General features: G+C 36.2%; 20 protein-coding genes. 9 read left to right on the forward strand and 11 right to left on the reverse strand.

The genetic code is table 11. The features are described 5' to 3' along the window. Positions 1 to 16 precede the first annotated feature (16 nt). The 4 genes from V6R96_RS09650 to V6R96_RS09665 all read left to right on the forward strand — a co-directional run bounded on the left by V6R96_RS09650 (position 17) and on the right by V6R96_RS09665 (position 2,911). Positions 17 to 922, forward strand: coding sequence for a transcription antitermination protein NusB (locus V6R96_RS09650; protein WP_111955492.1), 906 nt, complete (start codon positions 17 to 19; stop codon positions 920 to 922). A gap of 1 nt (position 923) precedes the next feature. After that, the gene (locus V6R96_RS09655; protein ID WP_336379064.1) at positions 924 to 1,445 is read left to right on the forward strand and encodes a DUF1573 domain-containing protein; all 522 of its coding nucleotides are present in this window, start codon (positions 924 to 926) and stop codon (positions 1,443 to 1,445) included. A 9-nt stretch (positions 1,446 to 1,454) separates the two neighbouring features. Further along, entirely contained in the window at positions 1,455 to 1,820 is a 366-nt protein-coding gene (gene yajC, locus V6R96_RS09660; protein ID WP_111955490.1) for a preprotein translocase subunit YajC, read from the forward strand. A 356-nt stretch (positions 1,821 to 2,176) separates the two neighbouring features. Continuing rightward, positions 2,177 to 2,911: an SDR family NAD(P)-dependent oxidoreductase gene (locus V6R96_RS09665; protein ID WP_336379063.1), complete on the forward strand. Its 735-nt coding sequence runs from the start codon at positions 2,177 to 2,179 to the stop codon at positions 2,909 to 2,911. On the opposite strand, the gene V6R96_RS09670 is transcribed toward V6R96_RS09665, so the two are convergent. From V6R96_RS09670 to V6R96_RS09705, 8 genes are all read right to left on the reverse strand, one after another. After that, positions 2,912 to 3,454: a hypothetical protein gene (locus tag V6R96_RS09670; RefSeq protein WP_111955486.1), complete on the reverse strand. Its 543-nt coding sequence runs from the start codon at positions 3,452 to 3,454 to the stop codon at positions 2,912 to 2,914. Positions 3,455 to 3,484: 30 nt separating this feature from the next. Then, positions 3,485 to 5,374 (reverse strand): DNA ligase D, encoded by a 1,890-nt coding sequence (gene ligD / locus V6R96_RS09675; protein ID WP_336379062.1) that lies wholly within the window; start codon positions 5,372 to 5,374, stop codon positions 3,485 to 3,487. A gap of 77 nt (positions 5,375 to 5,451) precedes the next feature. Then, positions 5,452 to 6,054, reverse strand: a complete 603-nt coding sequence (locus V6R96_RS09680) for a DNA polymerase ligase N-terminal domain-containing protein (protein ID WP_111955482.1) — start codon at positions 6,052 to 6,054, stop codon at positions 5,452 to 5,454. Beyond that, positions 6,054 to 6,839: a Ku protein gene (locus V6R96_RS09685; protein ID WP_111955480.1), complete on the reverse strand. Its 786-nt coding sequence runs from the start codon at positions 6,837 to 6,839 to the stop codon at positions 6,054 to 6,056. The genes V6R96_RS09680 and V6R96_RS09685 overlap by 1 nt, the downstream gene beginning before the upstream one ends. Positions 6,840 to 6,935: 96 nt before the next feature. Then, complete coding sequence (locus V6R96_RS09690; protein WP_336379061.1) at positions 6,936 to 7,178, reverse strand: hypothetical protein; 243 nt, start codon at positions 7,176 to 7,178, stop codon at positions 6,936 to 6,938. Continuing rightward, the gene (locus V6R96_RS09695; RefSeq protein WP_336379060.1) at positions 7,165 to 7,695 is read right to left on the reverse strand and encodes a hypothetical protein; all 531 of its coding nucleotides are present in this window, start codon (positions 7,693 to 7,695) and stop codon (positions 7,165 to 7,167) included. The genes V6R96_RS09690 and V6R96_RS09695 overlap by 14 nt, the downstream gene beginning before the upstream one ends. Before the next feature lie 34 nt (positions 7,696 to 7,729). Beyond that, the gene (gene aspS / locus V6R96_RS09700) at positions 7,730 to 9,484 is read right to left on the reverse strand and encodes an aspartate--tRNA ligase (RefSeq protein ID WP_336379059.1); all 1,755 of its coding nucleotides are present in this window, start codon (positions 9,482 to 9,484) and stop codon (positions 7,730 to 7,732) included. A 163-nt stretch (positions 9,485 to 9,647) separates the two neighbouring features. Beyond that, complete coding sequence (locus V6R96_RS09705) at positions 9,648 to 10,007, reverse strand: ankyrin repeat domain-containing protein (RefSeq protein ID WP_157963370.1); 360 nt, start codon at positions 10,005 to 10,007, stop codon at positions 9,648 to 9,650. Between the two features lie 112 nt (positions 10,008 to 10,119). Here V6R96_RS09705 and V6R96_RS09710 point away from each other — a divergent pair, with 112 nt between their 5' ends. Next, positions 10,120 to 11,514, forward strand: a complete 1,395-nt coding sequence (locus V6R96_RS09710) for an MATE family efflux transporter (protein WP_111955470.1) — start codon at positions 10,120 to 10,122, stop codon at positions 11,512 to 11,514. A 265-nt stretch (positions 11,515 to 11,779) separates the two neighbouring features. After that, positions 11,780 to 11,899: a 30S ribosomal protein THX gene (locus tag V6R96_RS09715; protein WP_111955466.1), complete on the forward strand. Its 120-nt coding sequence runs from the start codon at positions 11,780 to 11,782 to the stop codon at positions 11,897 to 11,899. 54 nt (positions 11,900 to 11,953) lie between these two features. Here V6R96_RS09715 and V6R96_RS09720 read toward each other — a convergent pair whose 3' ends face one another. From V6R96_RS09720 to V6R96_RS09730, 3 genes are all read right to left on the reverse strand, one after another. Beyond that, positions 11,954 to 12,607: a DUF937 domain-containing protein gene (locus V6R96_RS09720; protein WP_111955464.1), complete on the reverse strand. Its 654-nt coding sequence runs from the start codon at positions 12,605 to 12,607 to the stop codon at positions 11,954 to 11,956. Between the two features lie 81 nt (positions 12,608 to 12,688). After that, positions 12,689 to 13,948: a protein O-mannosyl-transferase family gene (locus V6R96_RS09725; RefSeq protein WP_336379058.1), complete on the reverse strand. Its 1,260-nt coding sequence runs from the start codon at positions 13,946 to 13,948 to the stop codon at positions 12,689 to 12,691. A 1-nt stretch (position 13,949) separates the two neighbouring features. Then, positions 13,950 to 14,459, reverse strand: a complete 510-nt coding sequence (locus V6R96_RS09730) for a DUF2480 family protein (protein ID WP_336379057.1) — start codon at positions 14,457 to 14,459, stop codon at positions 13,950 to 13,952. A gap of 78 nt (positions 14,460 to 14,537) precedes the next feature. Between V6R96_RS09730 and lpxB the strand changes: the two genes are divergently transcribed. The 3 genes from lpxB to V6R96_RS09745 all read left to right on the forward strand — a co-directional run bounded on the left by lpxB (position 14,538) and on the right by V6R96_RS09745 (position 18,849). Beyond that, positions 14,538 to 15,641, forward strand: coding sequence for a lipid-A-disaccharide synthase (lpxB, locus tag V6R96_RS09735; RefSeq protein WP_336379056.1), 1,104 nt, complete (start codon positions 14,538 to 14,540; stop codon positions 15,639 to 15,641). Between the two features lie 73 nt (positions 15,642 to 15,714). Next, positions 15,715 to 16,806, forward strand: coding sequence for a glycoside hydrolase family 99 protein (locus V6R96_RS09740; RefSeq protein WP_336379055.1), 1,092 nt, complete (start codon positions 15,715 to 15,717; stop codon positions 16,804 to 16,806). Positions 16,807 to 17,100: 294 nt separating this feature from the next. Further along, positions 17,101 to 18,849, forward strand: coding sequence for a ComEC/Rec2 family competence protein (locus V6R96_RS09745; protein ID WP_336380196.1), 1,749 nt, complete (start codon positions 17,101 to 17,103; stop codon positions 18,847 to 18,849). Positions 18,850 to 18,960: the final 111 nt, after the last annotated feature.

Below are 18,960 nucleotides of genomic sequence, written 5' to 3' on the forward strand. Positions count from 1 at the left end.
ATAAAAAGCTCTTTGAATGTTAGGAAGACGACAAATCCGTGAAAAAGTAGTACAAACAGTGTATTCATACTATCAGAATCCTTTAAAATTTGATGTTTTAGAGAAAAACATGTTCTCTGGAATAGAGAAAATCTATAATCTCTATATCTATCAGCTTAATTTTTTGGTGGCTCTGAAAGAATTGGCAGAAACCCAGATCGAAATTGGGAAGAACAAATATCTTAAAACTGATGCTGAAATTAACCCTAACCAAAAATTTATCAATAACCAGGTCCTGATCAAGCTGGAAGAAAATCCTGAGAGATTATTTTTCACAGGTCAGCACAAGCAGTTGAAATGGGATATGCATGATGATATATTGGTAAAAACTTTTCAGAGAATTACGGCAGGAAAGCGTTATCAGGATTTCATGAAAGAAGAAGGATATTCTTTTGAAGAAGATCAGAAGTTTATCGGGAAACTGTTTTTAAGATATATTGCTGAGAATGATGACTTCCAGGAGTACCTTAGTGATAAAGAACTTTCATGGTATGATGATATTCATATTGCCAATTCAATGGTACAGAAAACGATCGGTTTCCTGAAAGAAGATGAAGAAAGCAGAACTTTAATTAAAATGATTAAAGATGAAGAGGATAAAGTTTTCGCCGGAAAACTTCTCAGAGATACCCTGAACAACTGGGAAGCTAATGAGAAAACACTAAGCGAAAGACTGGAAAACTGGGATCTGGAAAGAGTTTCTTTGATGGATAAAGTAATTTTGTCAACGGCTATTTCAGAACTGGATAATTTTCCTTTTACACCTTCAAGAGTTATTATCAATGAATATATTGAGATTGCAAAGGTATTTGCAACAGACCGTTCCAATATCTTCATTAACGGAATTTTGGATAAATATTGTAAAGATCAAAATAGAATTTAACATGAAAAAGACGTTATCAATTATCGCCTTGTCTATTATAGGCCTTGGTTTGGTTTCTTGTAAAAAAGAAAACCAGCAAGCTGCAGCCGGTGCAGAAGCTGCTAATATTACAGATTCTACAGCAGGTGCAACCAATTTAGCTCCTACCAATTCAGCGGCAGCTCCTGCAGCAGCCAATACAGCAGAAGCAGTTCCGGTTTCTAACCAGCCATTAACATCAGTTGCCCTATCTGAAAACAACTTCGATTTTGGGAAAATCAAAAAAGGAGATAAAGTAGAGCACGTTTACGAAATTACCAATACAGGAAAAAATCCTTTGGTGATCTCTGAAGTAAAACCTGGATGCGGATGTACAGCTCCTGATTTCACAAAAGAACCTATTCTTCCTGGTAAAAAAGGAAAAATCACTTTGCATTTTGATTCTTCAAGCTTTGACGGAAACGTTCAGAAGTATGCGGATGTATTTGCCAACGTAGATAAGGCTCCTATCAAATTAACGTTCACAGCGAACATTCAACCGTAATTATAAAATATGTTGACAATCTTTTTACAGGCACAGCCACAAGGATCTTCATCAATGATGCTGATCATGATGGGGGTGATGTTTGTGGGGTTTTATTTCTTAATGATAAGACCACAGATGAGAAAACAGAAGCAGGAGAAAAGCTTTCAGGAAACTTTAAAAGTAGGAACCAGAGTGGTCCTTACTTCAGGTCTTCACGGAAGAATTGCTCAGGTTCAGGATGATGGATTCGTTATCGAAACTTTATCCGGAAAACTGAAATTTGAAAAAGCTGCTGTTTCCAGAGAATTTACTGAAGCACGTTTTGGAGATAAAGCGAAAGCTGCTGCAGACAAGACGGCGGAGAAAAAAGAAATCGATACTGAAAAGAAATAATTTTTTAGTTTGAAAATATCGCTCGGCGCGGTGAACGAAGTTCACCGCGCCGAGTTTTTATATATGTTATCAGCACAGTAAACATACGCTTATTCAGTGGCGTAGCCACATTCTTTGCTTCCCTCAAAACTATTACACATCATCTTGAAACTTTGCGTTGAAAATCTCCTACAGATCCACAGATTGTATAGATTTTCACCTAACGTTCAGATCAATTTGTTAATCCTATACATGTTAAGAATAGCTTTACATGAAAACCGACTCAAGTGTTATCCATGAACTCATTCGTGAAATTTGCTTAAAAGTATTTCTATTCAAAATTCATGATCATAAAATCAAATAAATATCTTTGCACCATGAATCAAAATACAGGCAAAACCGTTCTCATTTTAGGCGCCAATTCAGATGTGGCTAAGCAATGTATTAAGCAGTATGTTGGAAAAGGTTTTTCTGTGATCGCAGCTTCGCGGGATATTGCCTCGCTGGAAAAATTTGTGGCAGAACATCATTTAGTTCCTTCAACGGTTACCATTCTTTATTTTGACGCTGTAGATTTTGCTTCCCATCAGAAATTCTATGTTGACCTGCCGGTAAAACCTCATATTGTAGTTTATGCAGCGGGCTTTCTGGTTGATAATGAAAAAGCACTGAGAGACTTCAAAGGTACCCAACAGATGATACAGGTGAATTATATAGGTGCTGTTTCTATTCTGAATATCATTTCTATGGATGAAAGCAATAAAAATTTGGAAAGGATCATTGGGCTTTCTTCACTTTCCGGAGTTAGAGGTCGAAAAAGCAACTTTGTGTATGGAAGTACAAAAGCTGCTTTCACCCAATATTTAGCAGGGTTACGACAGGAATTAGCATCAAGAAAGGTTATTGTTAATGCCCTGGTGATCGGTTATATCAGAACTAAGATCAATGAAGGTCTTCAACTCAATGAATCTTTGATTATGGAGCCGGATTATGTGGCGAAACATATTGTCAATGCTGGGAATTCTTTTACCATTGTCCCGAATTTTAAGTGGAAGATGATTTATATGATTTTGAAAATCTTGCCGGAAAGTTTGGTGGCGAAACTGCCGTAACTATCTATTTTGAATAACTACTTTTGGAAACTTCAATATGGCCATTAAATCGTTATAGTTATTCAAAGGCAGAGAATGATCTCCATAATAAGAGAATCTTAAATCTCCTTTAACATTGCTTAAAGCAAAAGAGTTTCCGGAATTTGAAATTTCTTTGTCAAGAAATCTGGATTTCATTAAAGCATTGATATAATTCATTAAACCAAGCTGTTGTGAATGCGATAAAATGAGATTTTCAGTGATATCTTTTTTTTGAATAATTGAGCCCATATTATTTCTCTCTCCACAATTATCAACTTTGTACTTTATATAAGCTAATTTTATTTTTCTTTCTGAACGATAAATTTTAATAAGTTCATTATGTCCACCCCATTCACCACAATCTTCAAATTGAGATTTTATAAATAAGGTATCTTTGTTACCATAATCTAATATGTTTTCAAATGAATATTTTACTTGCTGTAGATTTGTTTCTTTCGCTGTTTCTTTGTTAGAACAGCTTGTGAAAAATATTAAAAAGAAAATTAAAGTTAAGATTTTCATTAGTCTTAGTTATATTCAAATGTATCAAAATTATTCAACATCCTCCAACAATTCCAACGCCTTCATCATATCAATTCCTTTCCCTAAAACAGGTTTAAATAAATCGCCTTTTTCCTTAATTCTATCCAAAGCATTATCAATAGTAAAATCTGTCGGTTTCATACCAGGCTTCACTTCATCCCATTCTAAAGGCATCGAAACAGAAGCTCCTTCCTTGGGACGTAAACTGTAAGCACTTGCTAAAGTCTGTCCCGTCCTGTTTTGCAGATAATCCAGATATATTTTATTGTCATCCCTTTTCTGTAAGCTCCTTTCTAATGTGGTAATTTCCGGAAGCAGTGTATGAACCTGCTTCATCAAAATATGGGCAAAATCTTTCACCTGGTCAAAATCATATTTTCCGCCCATCGGAATATAAACGTGAATTCCTGTGCTTCCCGAAGTTTTGCAATATCCTTTGATTTGAATTGAATTTAAAACCTCGTTTACCTGAAGAGCCGTTTTAATGACATCATCAAATGTATTTTTCTTTGACGGATCCAGATCCAGTACCAGATAATCAGGATGTTCAAGGTCGGGGAGAGCACTGTTCCAGGGATTTAAATCGATACAACCTAAATTATTCAGGTAAGCTAACGTAGCTTTATCATTACAGTATACATAATCAATATACTTATCATTGGATTCTGAATAGACTTCCGTGGTTTTGATCCAGTCTGGCATATTGTCTCCTGCATCTTTCTGATAAAAGCCCTGTTCTTCAATGCCGTTCGGAAAACGGTTCAGAGATAATGGGCGGTTTTTCAAATAAGGAAGAATATATTCCGCGACCGATTGGTAATATTCTATAACATCACCTTTTGTAATGCCATCTTTCGGAAAATAAATTTTATCCTGATTAGTCAGTTTTACTGTATGTCTGTTTAAAGTAATCTCCTTTTCTTTTTCAGTAGGTTTAGTACTTTTCTTAGGGGCAGCTTTAGCTTTCATTTTTTTAGGATTTTCATGAATTGGACTTATTTTATTGATTGAATCACTGATTTCTTCAGGATTTTTATCCTCACGGAGGGCGACAAAAACAGGATGCCGGTAAATGCCGTCTTTGGTAATTTCAGAGAATTTGATTTCACAGACCAATTCTGGTTTTGTCCAGGTTACGGGCATATTTGTTCTAGGCTTTTTTTCAAACGGGGAAGTTTTTACAGTCAATTCTTTTAACCTTTCATGCATCTGGCTTAAGGATTCTTTATTAAAACCTGTTCCCGTATGTCCGCAATACACCAGCTTTCCATCCATGTATTTTCCAAGGATCAATGCTCCGAAACTTTTCCTGGATCCTCTGGGCTCCGTAAATCCACAAATAATGGCTTCCTCTGTATTGGTGAATTTTATTTTAAGCCAGTCATTCGTTCTGTGATTTTCGGTATATAAACTGGCGGCTTTTTTAGCAATCATTCCTTCTAACTGCATTTTCTTCATTTGGTTGAAAAAAGCAATGCCTTTTTCGGGAATATGATCGCAATATTTGATAACATCAGTTTCAACTAAAGCTTCTTTTAAAAGCTCTTTCCTCTGTAAAAGCGGAAGTTCTTCTGTAGAATGGCCATTCAGCCACAGAAGATCAAATACCTGGTAGGTTAAAGCAAGGTTGGGATTGTCGCCAATTTGCTGCAAGAGTTGGAAACTGGGTTTTCCATGTTCATCATAGGCTACAATTTCTCCGTCGAGAATCATTTGATATTTCTGGTGCTCAAAATCTTTTGTAACTTTTTCAAACTTTGATAAGAAAGAAATTCCGTTCCGGGAATAAAACAGAGGAGATTTATCACTGAGATCAGCAATTGCTCTGTATCCGTCCCATTTTATTTCAAAAACCCAATCTTCATCATCAAAAGCATTTTCAAACGATTTAGCCAGCATAGGTCTGATAAAGTTCTCTAGCTTTTTTTCGTCGACCAAAGCATTAAACCGTTGAAATCTGGGCTTGCTTTCAGAAGTTATGACTTCTTTTTGCTGTTTTTTAGGCTTTTTTTTTCCTCTAAAAATTTTGTTACCGCAGAGTTTTTAGATGTATTTTCTTCTGCATCATAATTTTCTTCTGCAAATTCATCTTTATGTTTAATTAAAAGCCATGCGTTATTTTCGGCATTTTTCATTTTAACTAAGGCAAATTCGCCTTTCAGTTTTTTTCCGTGCAAAATAAATTTTATTGAGCCGGCTTTTAGCTCTTTCAACAATTCTTTTTCGTCGGAAAGTTTGCTCGTATCGTCTAACGGCTCATACGTTCCGCTGTCCCAGACCTCCACCTGTCCGGCTCCATAATTTCCTTCGGGAATGTTGCCTTCAAAATCTTTGTAATCGTAAGGATGATCTTCAACTTCCATGGCCAGACGTTTATCTTTTGGATCCAGTGACGGGCCTTTTGGAACTGCCCAACTCTTTAGAACGCCTTCCATTTCTAACCGGAAATCATAATGCAGGCGGGATGCGGCGTGCCTTTGAACTACAAAAATAAGCTTGTCTTTACTCTTTTTTGTTTTTCCCTTAGGTTCGCTTGTTTCATCGAATCTTCGTTTTTCGTTGTAATCTTTCAGAGCCATTATGATGCGTTTTTAGATTTGGAACTTTGTAAGCTGGCCTTCAGCTGGGCCATAAGGTCTATTACCTTACCTTCTTTTGCAGGTTCTGCTTTTTTAGCTTTTACTCCTTTACCTTTAGCTTTCTGCTTAATGATTTTCAGCAAAGATTCGGAATAAGTGTCCTCGTACATTTCGGGATCAAATTCTTGTGAAAGCTGCTCGATAAGACTTACTGCCATTTTTAATTCGGCAGGTTTCGGAGCTTTTTTGGCCGGGATTTTTAAATCTTTATAATCCCTGATTTCCTGAGCGAACCGCAGGCGGTTTAGAACCAAAACCTCATCATTATAAGGCCGGATCATTCCGATGGCTTCACTTTCACGAAGAACAAAAGTTCCCACACCCACCATTTTTGTTTGTGATAAAGCTTTTAATAGAAGCCTGTAAGCATTTTCCCCATTTTTTTGAGGTTCAAGAAAATAAGGATTTTCAAAATAAACGCTGTCAACTTCAACTTCTTTTACGAATTGATCTATAGAAAGTATTTTGCTTTTTTCGGGGCTTGCTGCTTCATAATCTTCATCTTCGAGAATAATGTATTGATCATCCAGAAGATAACCTTTTACAATGTTTTCCCACTTGACTTCTTTGCCTGTTTTTTCATTGACTCTTTTGAATTTGATATTCGAAAAATCAGATTTATCGAGCATATCCAAATCCAGTTTGCTGGTTTCTGTGGCGGAGTAGATCTTAACAGGAATATTGACTAAACCGAATCCAATGGCGCCGTTCCAAATTGCTTTCATTGTCTTACGTTTTGTGTAAGAGTGTGCAATGATTGTGCCGAGCGAAAAATATTTATCAAATGTGGTATTTAAGTTTATAATTTAACGTAAGTAAAATTATTTATAAATGGAACTTCCTTTCAAAATGTTTGCAAAAACTTTCCAATCAACTTTTTCTAGATTGATATCCTGATTTGTGTTTTTATAATATCCGTCAATATCTTCAGTATAACGAGACATGGCTTTCAGATAATCTTCAATGGTTTTGTTCTCCCACTGTTCTTTATTTTCGATGAAATCTGTTCTTAAATTTTCTATAAATTGAAGGAATTCTGATTTTTCATGATTATTGCGAATCAATATTATCTTTTTGGATATAGTCGAATTTAGAAGTTCTTATATCCCCAATATCGGCATCCATGTAATACTTTTTAGAAATAATGATATATCTGTTTTTTTTGTAACAGTGTCTGATGATTTCAATAGGAATAGTTTCATTATTTTCCAAATTTATAAAACCTTTAAAATGATCACATCTGTAACGTCCCTCTGTTCCTTCAAAATTATTGAAAACACCATTTAAATCATCTTGACTAAAGAATATTCCATTTATTTCAGCATTGATAATTTTATTGTGTTTTAAAGTGTTATGAAAATCGAATTTTATGATTTGTTTTCCACCTAAAAAACAAATAGTACTTACTGTAATCAGAGTTCCTGCAATATAAAAATTCTTTGAGATTTTCTCTGAAGCTTCTTGCTGTACGTTGGCAGGATAATAAAGCATTTTCTTTGCGAAACTTATTAATAAATATATGGCTCCAATTATTGCAGTAATAAATCCAATGGCTGAAAGTATCGGGATAAGTGTATTCATAATAAAAAAGCGGAGAAAAATCTCCGCTCTAAATTTATGCTTTTAAATTCAATTGTAATTCTAATTCATCGAGCTGTTCATCAGCAATCGCAGCCGGTGCATCAATCATCACGTCGCGCCCTGAATTATTTTTAGGGAAAGCAATATAGTCTCTGATGACTTCGTTTCCGTCAAGAATAGCTACCAAACGGTCAAATCCGAAAGCCAAACCACCGTGAGGCGGAGCTCCGTATTTGAAGGCATTCATTAAGAATCCGAACTGAGCTTCTGCTTCTTCTTTTGAGAACCCTAAAAGATCAAACATTTTAGACTGAAGATCTTTGTCAAAAATTCTGATAGAACCGCCTCCGATCTCGTTTCCGTTCAGAACCATATCATAGGCATTCGCTCTCGCTTTGCCCGGATCAGTTTCTAAAAGGTGGATATCTTCAGGCTTAGGAGAAGTGAAAGGGTGGTGCATGGCATGATAACGTCCACTTTCTTCGTCAAATTCCAACAATGGGAAATCAACAACCCAAAGTGGTGCAAATACATTTCCTTTTCTTAGTCCCAAACGGTTTCCAAGCTCCATTCTCAAAGCAGAAAGCTGTGCTCTTACCTTATTCTCGTTTCCGGATAAGATCAGCATTAGGTCACCTTCTTTAGCTCCAAATTTTTCGATTATTTTGGAAAGATCTTCTTCATTGTAGAACTTATTGACAGAAGATGTTTTTACACCATCATTCTGGAATTTAGCCCATACCATTCCGGATGCTCCGATCTGTGGGCGTTTTACCCAATCAACAAGTTCATCGATCTGCTTTCTTGTATAGTCAGCACATCCTTCAACATTAATTCCGACTACTAATTCAGCGTCATCAAATATTTTAAAATCTTTTCCTTTTACAAGCTCATTAAGTTCCACAAATTCCATCCCAAAACGGATGTCCGGTTTGTCGTTTCCGTATTTTCTCATCGCATCTGCGAAGGTCATTCTCGGGAAATCTCCGAATTCCTGTCCTGTAACGTCTTTAATCAGCGTTTTTGTCATTCCTTCAAAGACATTCATGATATCTTCCTGTTCTACAAAAGCCATTTCACAGTCGATTTGGGTAAATTCCGGCTGTCTGTCCGCTCTTAAATCTTCATCACGGAAACATTTTACAATCTGGAAATATTTATCCATTCCGCCTACCATCAGAAGCTGCTTGAACGTCTGTGGTGATTGTGGAAGGGCGTAAAATTGTCCCGGATTCATTCTGCTCGGAACGACAAAGTCTCTTGCCCCCTCCGGAGTAGATTTAATTAAAACCGGGGTTTCCACTTCAATAAATCCTTCGTCTGAAAGATAATTTCTTACCTTCTGCGCCATTTTGTGACGGAAGATCAGTTTATCTCTTACCGGAGCTCTTCTGATATCCAGATAACGGTATTTCATTCTTAATTCTTCACCGCCATCCGTTTCATCTTCAATAGTGAAAGGTGGAAGCTGGGATTCATTAAGAACTTCTAATTTTTCAACTAAAATTTCAATCTCTCCTGTTGGAATATTGGGGTTTTTGCTTACTCTTTCAATTACTTTTCCTGTAACCTGAATCACGAATTCACGTCCCAATTTTTTTGCATTTTCCATCAATTCCGCTGTGGATCGGTCCTGATCAAAAACCAGTTGAGTAATTCCGTAACGATCTCGAAGATCTATCCAAATCATAAATCCTTTGTCACGGATAGTCTGTACCCATCCGGAAAGTGTAACTTCTTCATTAAGATTTTTCAGAGATAATTCTCCGTTCGTGTGTGATCGAAACATAATTATTTGTTTAAGGTTCAATGTTTAAGACATATGGTTTGGCTTTCAGATCATGAAGTTTTCTACCATAATTTTCGGATGCAAAGATAAGATTTTTGCAGGTTCTATAAACAAAAAAAAACTTCCTTTCGGAAGTCTTGTATATTATTTGAGGGCTTTTTAATTAATTATTAGCAGCACCTTTTTGTATCAATAGCTGTACAGTTTCTTCTTTGTTTCCTAATTTAGCTAAAGCAAGAGGCGTTTTTCCGTTACATTCTTTATTAATATCTGCCTGGTTGTCCAAAAGGAATTTGACAATATTATTTCTACCATAAAGCGAGCTGAAGCCTAATGCGCTGAAAGTCTCATCTTTAAGTGGAAAGCATTTGTTGTAATCTGCTTTTGTGAAATTCTTTTTAAATGAAGCAACATTATCAGATTGAATAGACTGCATCTGAGCTTTGCTGAGTGTCTGAGCAGAAAGCATATTGGCAGACGCTGAAATTACAAGTAGAAAAGCAGTAGAGATTATTTTTTTCATAAGATTCATTTTAAGAATATACAAATCTAAATTATTTTTTTGATATGGGTAACTAATTTTTTATAAGAATTGAATTTGTATTTTTGGAAATCAGATAATTATTGATTAGAAAATGACAAAATATATAGACTTTTTGAAAAGAGCCTTTAGTGGAGAAGAAGTAGATTATACGAAAATAACGATAAGAAGTGCTGTGCTTTTACTGGCTGTTCCTATGATGTTGGAAATGGCCATGGAATCGGTTTTTGCCTTAGTTGATCTGTACTTTGTGGGACATTTGAAAGAAAGCGGTTATGCCATCCAGAGTGTTGGTTTAACGGAATCCGTACTTTCTGTAATGTATTCTATTGCAATAGGAATGAGTATGGCTGCCACTGCTTTGGTAGCGAGGAGAATCGGGGAGAAGAACCCGGAGCAGGCTTCCAGAAGTGCGGCACAGGTTTTATTGGTTTCATTTGTTATAACTTTCATTCTTAGTTTATTCGGAGTCATTTATGCTGAGGAAATTCTGATTCTGATGGGTTCAAAGCCTGAAGCTGCGGCTTATGGAAAAGATTTCACAAGAATAATGATGGGCAGCAGCGTAATTATTATGCTTCTGTTTTTGATCAACGGGATCTTCAGGGGAGCAGGAAATGCAGCTATTGCCATGAAATCTCTTTGGATCGCCAATATTGTGAACATTATTCTCTGTCCTGTTCTTATTAGAGGTTTTGGGCCTGTTCCTGCGATGGGACTTACCGGAGCGGCTTTAGCGACTACGATAGGCAGAAGTGTCGGGGTAATTTACCAGCTGTATCATCTTTTGGTTGCTGATACTCAGATCCGTATTTCGCTTTCTTATTTCAGCCCTGATTTTAAGCAGATCAAATCCATTGTGAAAATTGCTACTCCTGGAATTTTCCAGTTTGTAATTGCCTCATGCAGTTGGATCTTTCTTGCCCAACTGGTTGCCACTACGGGAGGAGAAAATGCTTCTGCAGGCTATCAGACGGCTTTGAGGCTGATGATGTTTTTTATGCTTCCTGCCTGGGGACTGAGCAATGCAGCTTCTACACTGGTTGGACAGAATATGGGAGCTAACGAAATGCTGAGAGCAGAACAGTCCGTGATGAAAACTGTAAAATATAATGTGATCTTTATGCTAGCTGTAAGCCTCATATTTTTCCTGCTTGGAGATTTTCTTGTAGGATTTTTTACACAGGAAACAGAGATTAAAGAGTTTGCCAAAAACGCATTACACATTATGAGTGTTGGGTTTATCTTCTATGGAATCGGGATGGTGCTTATCAACGCTTTTAACGGAGCAGGAGATACCTGGACCCCCACTTGGGTAAATTTTTTCGGTTTCTGGCTGTTTCAGATCCCGCTGGCCTATTTTCTTTCCAAACATTTCGGGATGGGACCAAAAGGAGTATTCATCTCTATTCCTGTTGCAGAAACTTTGATTACTATTGTTGCTTTCATTTTGTTTAAAAAAGGAAAGTGGAAGATGGTGAAAGTGTGATCGAAAATGAAGCTGGAAGAGGGAGGGTGGAAGTTAGCGGAAGTCCTGCTATCCTTGTCAAGGTTCGAAACCTTGACAAGGATTTCCAAGTGTAAAAATTAATAAAACTGTTTTTTAAATTTCCGTTTCTGGCCTCAATAACTTCCATCTTCCGACCTCAGGTTCCCTTTCTTTTGTCTCGATTTTATAAAAATTTTAACAGCCTTAATTTTTTGATGTATACCATATTTTCTAATTTAGTATTTACCAATAAATATTTATCACTATGGGAAAAGGAGACAAAAAATCAAGAAGAGGAAAGATCAATGCAGGAAGTTATGGCAAAAGAAGACCCAGAAAGGCTTCCAAGCCAGTTGCTTCTTCTGAAGCTAAAGCAAAGAGCTGAAAATAAAAAGGCTGAAGATTTAATCTTCAGCCTTTTTCAATATACAAAATTAAATTATTTTCCTCCTAAAAGGTTCCCAAGGATATTTCCTAATCCGCCTCCTTGCTGTTGCTGTCCGCCACCGCCAAGTACGCTTCCTAAGATATCGTTAAGTGGGTTTCCCCCGGACTGAGCCTGACCACCCCCTAAAACACTTCCCAAAATGTCATTCAAAGGGCTGGATTGCTGTGCCTGAGCCTGATTAGATGCATTCCCAAGAATTCCGCCTAAAAGGTCTCCTAAACCTCCGGCTCCTACATTGTTTTGCTGTTTCTCTTTACCGATATATCCCATAATTACCGGAGCAAGCATCGCTAAGATAGGTCCGATTTTATCAATTGAGATCCCTGTATTCTGAGAAAGCTGGTTTTCTACAGTGCTTTTTTGTCCGCCAAAAACATGATCAAGGATAGATCCTCCTTCAGCCTGTCTGGCTTCTGCTTGTGAAGCATCGTCAAGAATACTTCCGTCGTGGTCTTTATCTAATGCACTATTTAAAGCTTCTGCTTCGTTAGCGTCCTGCGATTTGTTTCTAAGGTAAGAAATAACCAAAGGTGCAGCTACTGCCAATAGGGCAATAATCTGATTTTTGCTGATTCCGAATTTGTTTTCTGCCTGTTCAGCAACCTGATTGCTGGTGCTGCCTGTAAGTAGGTCGATTAAACTCATGTTTGTGTTTATTTTAAATATTAAGTAAATCAAAGATATCAAAAAATGTGATTCACGAAATTTTTTGCCTCACAATTATTGTTAAAGTTTTTTGATCTCCTCTTCCGTATATCCTTTACTTTTTAGCAGTTCTATATATTCCATAGCACTCAGGGTCATCCAATTAATGGGTTCCGGAGCTGTCTTTTTATCAATAGTAAATTCCAGAATACCGGCATTGTCATTCATCCAGGGAAGGATATAATAATCCAGGCCGCCTTTATACTTTTTGAAGCTATGGAATGCCTTTCCTTTTTCTGTCTGGAAAACAGCTTTATAAGTAAGCAGATATCCTATAGGAATAAGCAGGCAGACCCATGATACTTTTTTGAGAGCAGCATATTTCGGGTGCGACAGTCCATATCCGACAGACAGGGCAAAAATAATATTGAAAGGAAGAAAGAAAACATAATTATCCGAAACTGCATAAAAAGTAGAAAAGCCATACACACAGAGAGATCCTGCAAAAAAGACAAAGAACATTTTTCTGTTAGATTTGTATAGAAATACAGCACCCATTACTCCGAAAAAAGTAAATAGATTGAAATTGTAGATGAGGTAAGCGAAAGACTGAAAAAAATCTTTAACATACTGCAAGGAGGTTTTGCTGAAAGATTCTTCTACCCAGTTTCCCTGATCCGAACTATATGGCGATTTGAAAGAAAGCCCTTGAGACATATTCAGAATAAATAATGAAGCAAACAGCAGTACAAACACCAGCAATGAAGAATAGAAATATTTTTTTTCAGCTTTAAAATAAAGTAGGAAAAGCAGAAAAGCAGGAATCAGTAAAATATTCTGGATGTGTACCCAAAGACTGATGCCTAGAAAGATACCTGCCCATACAATATATTGTTTTTTGTTTTCTATAAAAGTCTTAATCATCGAGAAGAAAAAAAGACTTATCCATAACGTATTATAAGTATATACTTCTACAATCTCTGCATTTCGCCAGAATGAGAAGCTGAAACCAAAAACAAAAGCTGCTGTGAGAGAAACCCATTCTGTTTTCGTAATACTTTTAACAGTAAGATAGATCACGGAAACGGTTGCGGCTCCGGAAAAAACTACCAATAAACGGCTTGCCTCGATTCCATTAAGACCGGTGACATTTTTAATTAAAATGACCGTATTAATATATAAAAAATGAGTAGTAGCCGTAGCAGTTGTCATGAATTTACCTTTCTCGGCATCCAGCACAAAACCAACACAGTCTGCAAAAGGAATTTTTGTAAAACTCCCGGAATAATAAATTACCAGAAAAATAAAGAACAAAAATAAGGCGGATAAATATTTCCTCATGTTAATTCTTTACAATAGGAACATTGGAACAGGCTTCACCGAACATGAGGGATTTAACCATTGGTTTCAGTTGTTCAACCAGCTCTATATATGCATTTTCAGGGATTTCTTTATCAGAGCAACCTTTTACAAGTACTCTTTTACCTCTCATATCTTCAAAATCATAAGTCTGGATGGCATTGTGCATCAGGATCACTTCCAGATCTTCACGGTCTCCGAAGACGATTTTTTTAGCAACATCTGTAAGCTTGGCGGTTAATACAAAATAAGCCCACAGCGGAACAATAGTATCCACAGAATTGTAAATATATATATAAGCGTCTTTGTACTCATCAGTATCGATGGCCTCTACCTTTTCCCTGAAATCTTTTTCCTTCAGAATCAGTTCCTGGAAAAGGAAATCTTTAAGGTCAATACCCTTTCTTATTCCCTTAGGAACCAGAGTAGATAGGTCGAAATTCACAAGGCCGCTTTCAGCAACTTTATTTCGGATTTCAAATTCTTCTGACATTTTTTATCATTATCTTTGGACAAATTTACAAATTAAGATCAAGTAAACCTTAATTTGTTCTCTATCCTTACTATAGAAATGAAGTATTATATTATTGCAGGAGAAGCGTCCGGTGATCTGCATGGAAGCAACTTAATGAAAGCCCTTAAACAGAAAGATCCGCAGGCAGAAATACGTTTCTGGGGTGGCGATCTTATGAAAGCTCAGGGAGGAACATTGGTAAAACATTACCGTGATCTGGCATTTATGGGTTTTCTGGAAGTCGCGATGAATTTAAGAACCATCCTCAACAATATCAAATTCTGTAAAGAAGATATCAGAAAAAACAAACCCGATATTCTTATTCTGGTTGATTATCCGGGATTTAATTTAAGAATTGCAAAATTTGCAAAGGAGCTCGGGATAAAAGTGGTCTATTATATTTCTCCGCAACTCTGGGCCTGGAAAGAAGGCAGGGTAGAGATCATTAAAAAATATGTAGACGAAATGATGGTCATTCTCCCTTTTGAAGAGGATTTTTATAAAGGGCATGGTGTTCATTCCCACTTTGTAGGACATCCGCTCCTTGATGCAATAGCTGGCCTGAATGATATCAGCGTTGAAGAATTTAAAAAGGAAAACGGACTTAACGAAAAAGAAATCATTGCACTTCTTCCCGGTTCCAGGAAACAGGAAGTGGAAAAAATGCTTGAAATTATGCTTTCCGTGAGACCTTATTTCAAAAATTACCAGTTTGTCATTGCCGGTGCACCAAGCCTTCCGAAAGAATTCTATCAAAAATATGTGGATGATAATGTTCATTTTGTTTCCAACAGGACATATGATCTGCTGAGATGCTCGAAAGCTGCTTTGGTAACTTCGGGAACGGCTACTTTAGAAACAGCTTTGCTTAATGTTCCGGAGGTGGTCTGCTATCGTGGAAGTAAAATTTCTTACGCCATTGCCAAAAGACTCGTTAAAAACATTAAATATATTTCCTTGGTCAATCTGATCATGGACAGAGAAGTTGTAAAAGAACTGATCCAAACCGACCTGAATACTCAAAACCTTGTGGAAGAGCTCAATAAAATGATAGAAGGTGAAAAAAGAAACCAGGTTCTGGCAGATTACAGTCTTTTAAGAAAAAAGCTTGGCGGAAAAGGAGCCAGTGAAAAAGCTGCTGAGGTAATTTTAAGCCTTTAATTTACTCTTTCTGAATGGTCAAGGCTTCTAAGATCATCTGTGCTGAATAATTTTTAGATTTAAATTTTTATCAATGAATTTTTTTAAAAACTTTCTGGTATTCATTTTATTGACTTGCATTTCACTGAAAAGTTTTGCTCAAAACAGCAAATCCCGGGATAAGGTCCAGATCTTCTATTATGGATGGTACGGAAATCCTGAAGTGGATGGAAAGTATTCTCATTGGAATCATGATATCTTGCCCCACTGGAACAATCCAAAATGGAACAACCTGGGAAATCACAAAGGAGGAGACGATATTGGTGCTAATTTCTATCCTGCCCTGGGTAATTACAGTTCCAATGATCCGGCAATCATTAAAAAGCACATGAAAATGATCCGGGAAGCCGGAGTTGGGGTGGTTGTTTTAAGCTGGCTGGGGAAAGATTCGTTTGTTGATAAAAGTATTACCCAATATCTGGATATAGCAGACCAATTTAACTTAAAGGTTGCTTTTCACATAGAGCCGTTTTACAAAAATATAACAGAACTTAGAGAACAGCTTTCTTATCTGGTGGAGACCTATTCCCACCATCATGCCTTTTATAAAAAAGATGGAAAGCCATTGTACTATGTTTACGATAGCTATAAAATTTCACCGTCAGAATGGTCCGAGCTCCTGTCTGAAAACGGAAGTAAAACAGTCCGGAAAACAGAATTGGATGGACTTTACATAGGATTATGGGTTGAAAAAGAACATTCAGGTTTTTTTGAAGAATCCGGTTTTGATGGTTTTTATACCTATTTTGCCAGCGACGGTTTTGTTTTCGGAAGCACAACATCCAATTGGAGCTATCTTTCCCAATTTGCAAAAGACCACCATCTTATTTTTATTCCGTGCGTAGGTCCGGGTTATTCCGATACCAGAATAAGACCATGGAATGAAGCCAATTTCAAAAGCAGAGAAAGCGGAAAGTATTATGAAAGAATGTTTGATGCAGCCGCCAAAGTAAATCCGGATTTTATCGGGATCACTTCTTTCAACGAATGGCATGAAGGAACACAGATAGAACCTGCAATTCCTAAAAAATCAGGAGATTTCAAATATGAAGATTATGGAAAAGATTCCTTGTTCTATATAAAAGAAACTAAACGCTTGACAGACTGGTTTTTAAGCGGTAAATAATTCGGTGAATAACCTTTTATAAGACTGTTTTATTTACCAAAGATAATATTGCGTTAAAAATTTTAATAAATTGCTACAGTATGCAGTTTTTTAATACAAAGCTATCTTTAACAGATGGCTTTTACTTTTTCATTTAAAACCAGATTTTATAATAAATAATCAAGCCGTATATTATTCATTTAATGGGAAGTAATCATTCAGTTCTGCAAAATCTGTGTTATTTAATAATCAAATAAATTAATTACTTTTTTGATTGTAAATATACACGGTTTGAATAAGCAGCCACTTCTCATTTTGTCTATCTGTTTTATCCTCGGAATTTTTTTTCAGGATAAAGTACTGTTGGATAAAACTATAATTTATATAGTTTCGGCATGCTGTTTATCAATTTTCCTTTTGTGTTTTTTGAATTCTTATTTTCTGCATAAAACAAGAGCGATACTGCTGGGATTGATATTTTTCGGAACCGGAATAATTCTTCATTTTTTCAATACCTTTTCGTCCGATGATCTTTCTGTTCCTCAAAACACAACAGTATTCTTTAAGATCTCCAAAAAACTGAATTCTACAGATAAAAATAAAAAATATGAAGCTGTTATTCGTGCTGGAAAAGAAAATTTTAATGCCGTTGTCTATATCCCGAAAATAAGTAAAGAACTTGATTTTGAGCACTATTATAAGGCCGATGCCTACCTATCGAAACCAAAGCCACCAAAGCATGATTTTCAGTTTGATTATGCAAAGTATTTAAAAAGGAAAAATATTGAATATCAGTGTTATATTTCCAAAAATATTTCTTCGGCAGAGAGATCAGATTTAAATCCAAATGAACGAATTCAGCAGCGCAGATTAGAAATACTCCAGAAGATCGACAGCGTTGAAATGTCTTCCAGAACCCGGGAATTTCTAAAAGGGATTATTCTGGCAGACAGAACAGAAATGGATTCCGGGACAGTAGAGGATTTCAACAGGTCCGGAATGGTTCATTTATTGGCTATTTCAGGAACACATATTGTCGTTATTTTTGGGATGATCTATTTTTTATTGACACGGTTCAGTCCTTTACGATTCAGAAAATATGCAGTGATTTCCAGTATCTTTTTTATTTGGTTGTTTGCTGCATTTATCGGTTTCGGAAATTCTGTAATACGGTCGTGCATTATGTTGACGGTATATTTTGTCTATGTCCTTCTCCAGAGAAAACCGGATCTGCTTCACTCCCTTTCTTTATCAGCAATAATTATTTTAGTTGTTGATACACAGCAGCTTTTCGACGTCGGTTTTCAGCTCAGCTTTCTGGCTGTGTTGGGGATTTTTTGGCTGAACCAGCCACTATTGAAATATTTTCCCCGGCAGAATGGTTATTTTAAAAAATTAATCTACAATACCATTACCATTTCTCTTTCCGCACAACTGGCGACACTTCCGCTGGTTCTCTATTACTTTCACCAATTTTCGTTGATTTCTGTTCCTGCTAATATTGTGATCGTTCCGTTTTCAGAAATATTGATCATATTTTCTTTTTTGATGACGGTTCTCGTGGGATTAAAGATCGATTTTACTTGGATCAATTTTGTATATGATGGATCTATCCAGCTCTTATTGAACCTTATCCACTGGTTTTCAGAAAGGGATATGCTATTTTATTCCAATATAGCGATGAATATTGCTGAAGTAGTATCCTTATCCTTGATCGTTTATGTGTTGAGACCATTACTTTTAAATATCAATCTTAAAAATTTAATCAGGGTGGCAGGGATGATTTTAGCTTTTTTTATAATCAGAACTGGGTTTACTATTTTTGAAAATCAGAAAGAAGAAATACTGCTTCATGATTTTAATAAAACTAAAGTATTATCAGTGAAGAAAGGAAGTAGGGCTTGCTTTTGGATGACAAAAAATTCGGATAAAAAGAAAATTTTAAAATTTATAGCCGGCCCTTACTGCTCTTCAAGACGTATTCAGACTATGGAAATAAAAACCTTTCCCGGAATAGCAGAAAAGGTAGTTTATAATGGCAAAATTTATGATTTGAAAAAATAAACAGTACTTTTCATTTTTCCCTTTAAATAATGTGCTAGATTCTTATTTAGAAAGATTACAAACTGTCTAATTGTGAGATTTCTCACTTTTTGATATAGTTAACATTTCTTA

It is taken from the genome of Chryseobacterium sp. CCNWLW53 (genome assembly GCF_037083525.1).
Classification (GTDB): domain Bacteria; phylum Bacteroidota; class Bacteroidia; order Flavobacteriales; family Weeksellaceae; genus Chryseobacterium; species Chryseobacterium lathyri.

What these genes read in the sequence shown, in the direction of transcription:
- V6R96_RS09705 (WP_157963370.1), bottom strand. Translation starts at nt 10,007, where the DNA reads ATGAAAAAAATAATCTCTACTGCTTTTCTACTTGTAATTTCAGCGTCT.
- V6R96_RS09665 (WP_336379063.1), top strand. Translation starts at nt 2,177, where the DNA reads ATGAATCAAAATACAGGCAAAACCGTTCTCATTTTAGGCGCCAATTCA.
- V6R96_RS09685 (WP_111955480.1), bottom strand. Translation starts at nt 6,839, where the DNA reads ATGAAAGCAATTTGGAACGGCGCCATTGGATTCGGTTTAGTCAATATT.
- aspS (WP_336379059.1), bottom strand. Translation starts at nt 9,484, where the DNA reads ATGTTTCGATCACACACGAACGGAGAATTATCTCTGAAAAATCTTAAT.
- V6R96_RS09740 (WP_336379055.1), top strand. Translation starts at nt 15,715, where the DNA reads ATGAATTTTTTTAAAAACTTTCTGGTATTCATTTTATTGACTTGCATT.
- V6R96_RS09720 (WP_111955464.1), bottom strand. Translation starts at nt 12,607, where the DNA reads ATGAGTTTAATCGACCTACTTACAGGCAGCACCAGCAATCAGGTTGCT.
- V6R96_RS09695 (WP_336379060.1), bottom strand. Translation starts at nt 7,695, where the DNA reads ATGAATACACTTATCCCGATACTTTCAGCCATTGGATTTATTACTGCA.
- V6R96_RS09730 (WP_336379057.1), bottom strand. Translation starts at nt 14,459, where the DNA reads ATGTCAGAAGAATTTGAAATCCGAAATAAAGTTGCTGAAAGCGGCCTT.
- V6R96_RS09725 (WP_336379058.1), bottom strand. Translation starts at nt 13,948, where the DNA reads ATGAGGAAATATTTATCCGCCTTATTTTTGTTCTTTATTTTTCTGGTA.
- V6R96_RS09710 (WP_111955470.1), top strand. Translation starts at nt 10,120, where the DNA reads ATGACAAAATATATAGACTTTTTGAAAAGAGCCTTTAGTGGAGAAGAA.
- V6R96_RS09680 (WP_111955482.1), bottom strand. Translation starts at nt 6,054, where the DNA reads ATGGCTCTGAAAGATTACAACGAAAAACGAAGATTCGATGAAACAAGC.
- yajC (WP_111955490.1), top strand. Translation starts at nt 1,455, where the DNA reads ATGTTGACAATCTTTTTACAGGCACAGCCACAAGGATCTTCATCAATG.
- ligD (WP_336379062.1), bottom strand. Translation starts at nt 5,374, where the DNA reads ATGCTGGCTAAATCGTTTGAAAATGCTTTTGATGATGAAGATTGGGTT.
- lpxB (WP_336379056.1), top strand. Translation starts at nt 14,538, where the DNA reads ATGAAGTATTATATTATTGCAGGAGAAGCGTCCGGTGATCTGCATGGA.
- V6R96_RS09655 (WP_336379064.1), top strand. Translation starts at nt 924, where the DNA reads ATGAAAAAGACGTTATCAATTATCGCCTTGTCTATTATAGGCCTTGGT.
- V6R96_RS09650 (WP_111955492.1), top strand. Translation starts at nt 17, where the DNA reads ATGTTAGGAAGACGACAAATCCGTGAAAAAGTAGTACAAACAGTGTAT.
- V6R96_RS09670 (WP_111955486.1), bottom strand. Translation starts at nt 3,454, where the DNA reads ATGAAAATCTTAACTTTAATTTTCTTTTTAATATTTTTCACAAGCTGT.
- V6R96_RS09715 (WP_111955466.1), top strand. Translation starts at nt 11,780, where the DNA reads ATGGGAAAAGGAGACAAAAAATCAAGAAGAGGAAAGATCAATGCAGGA.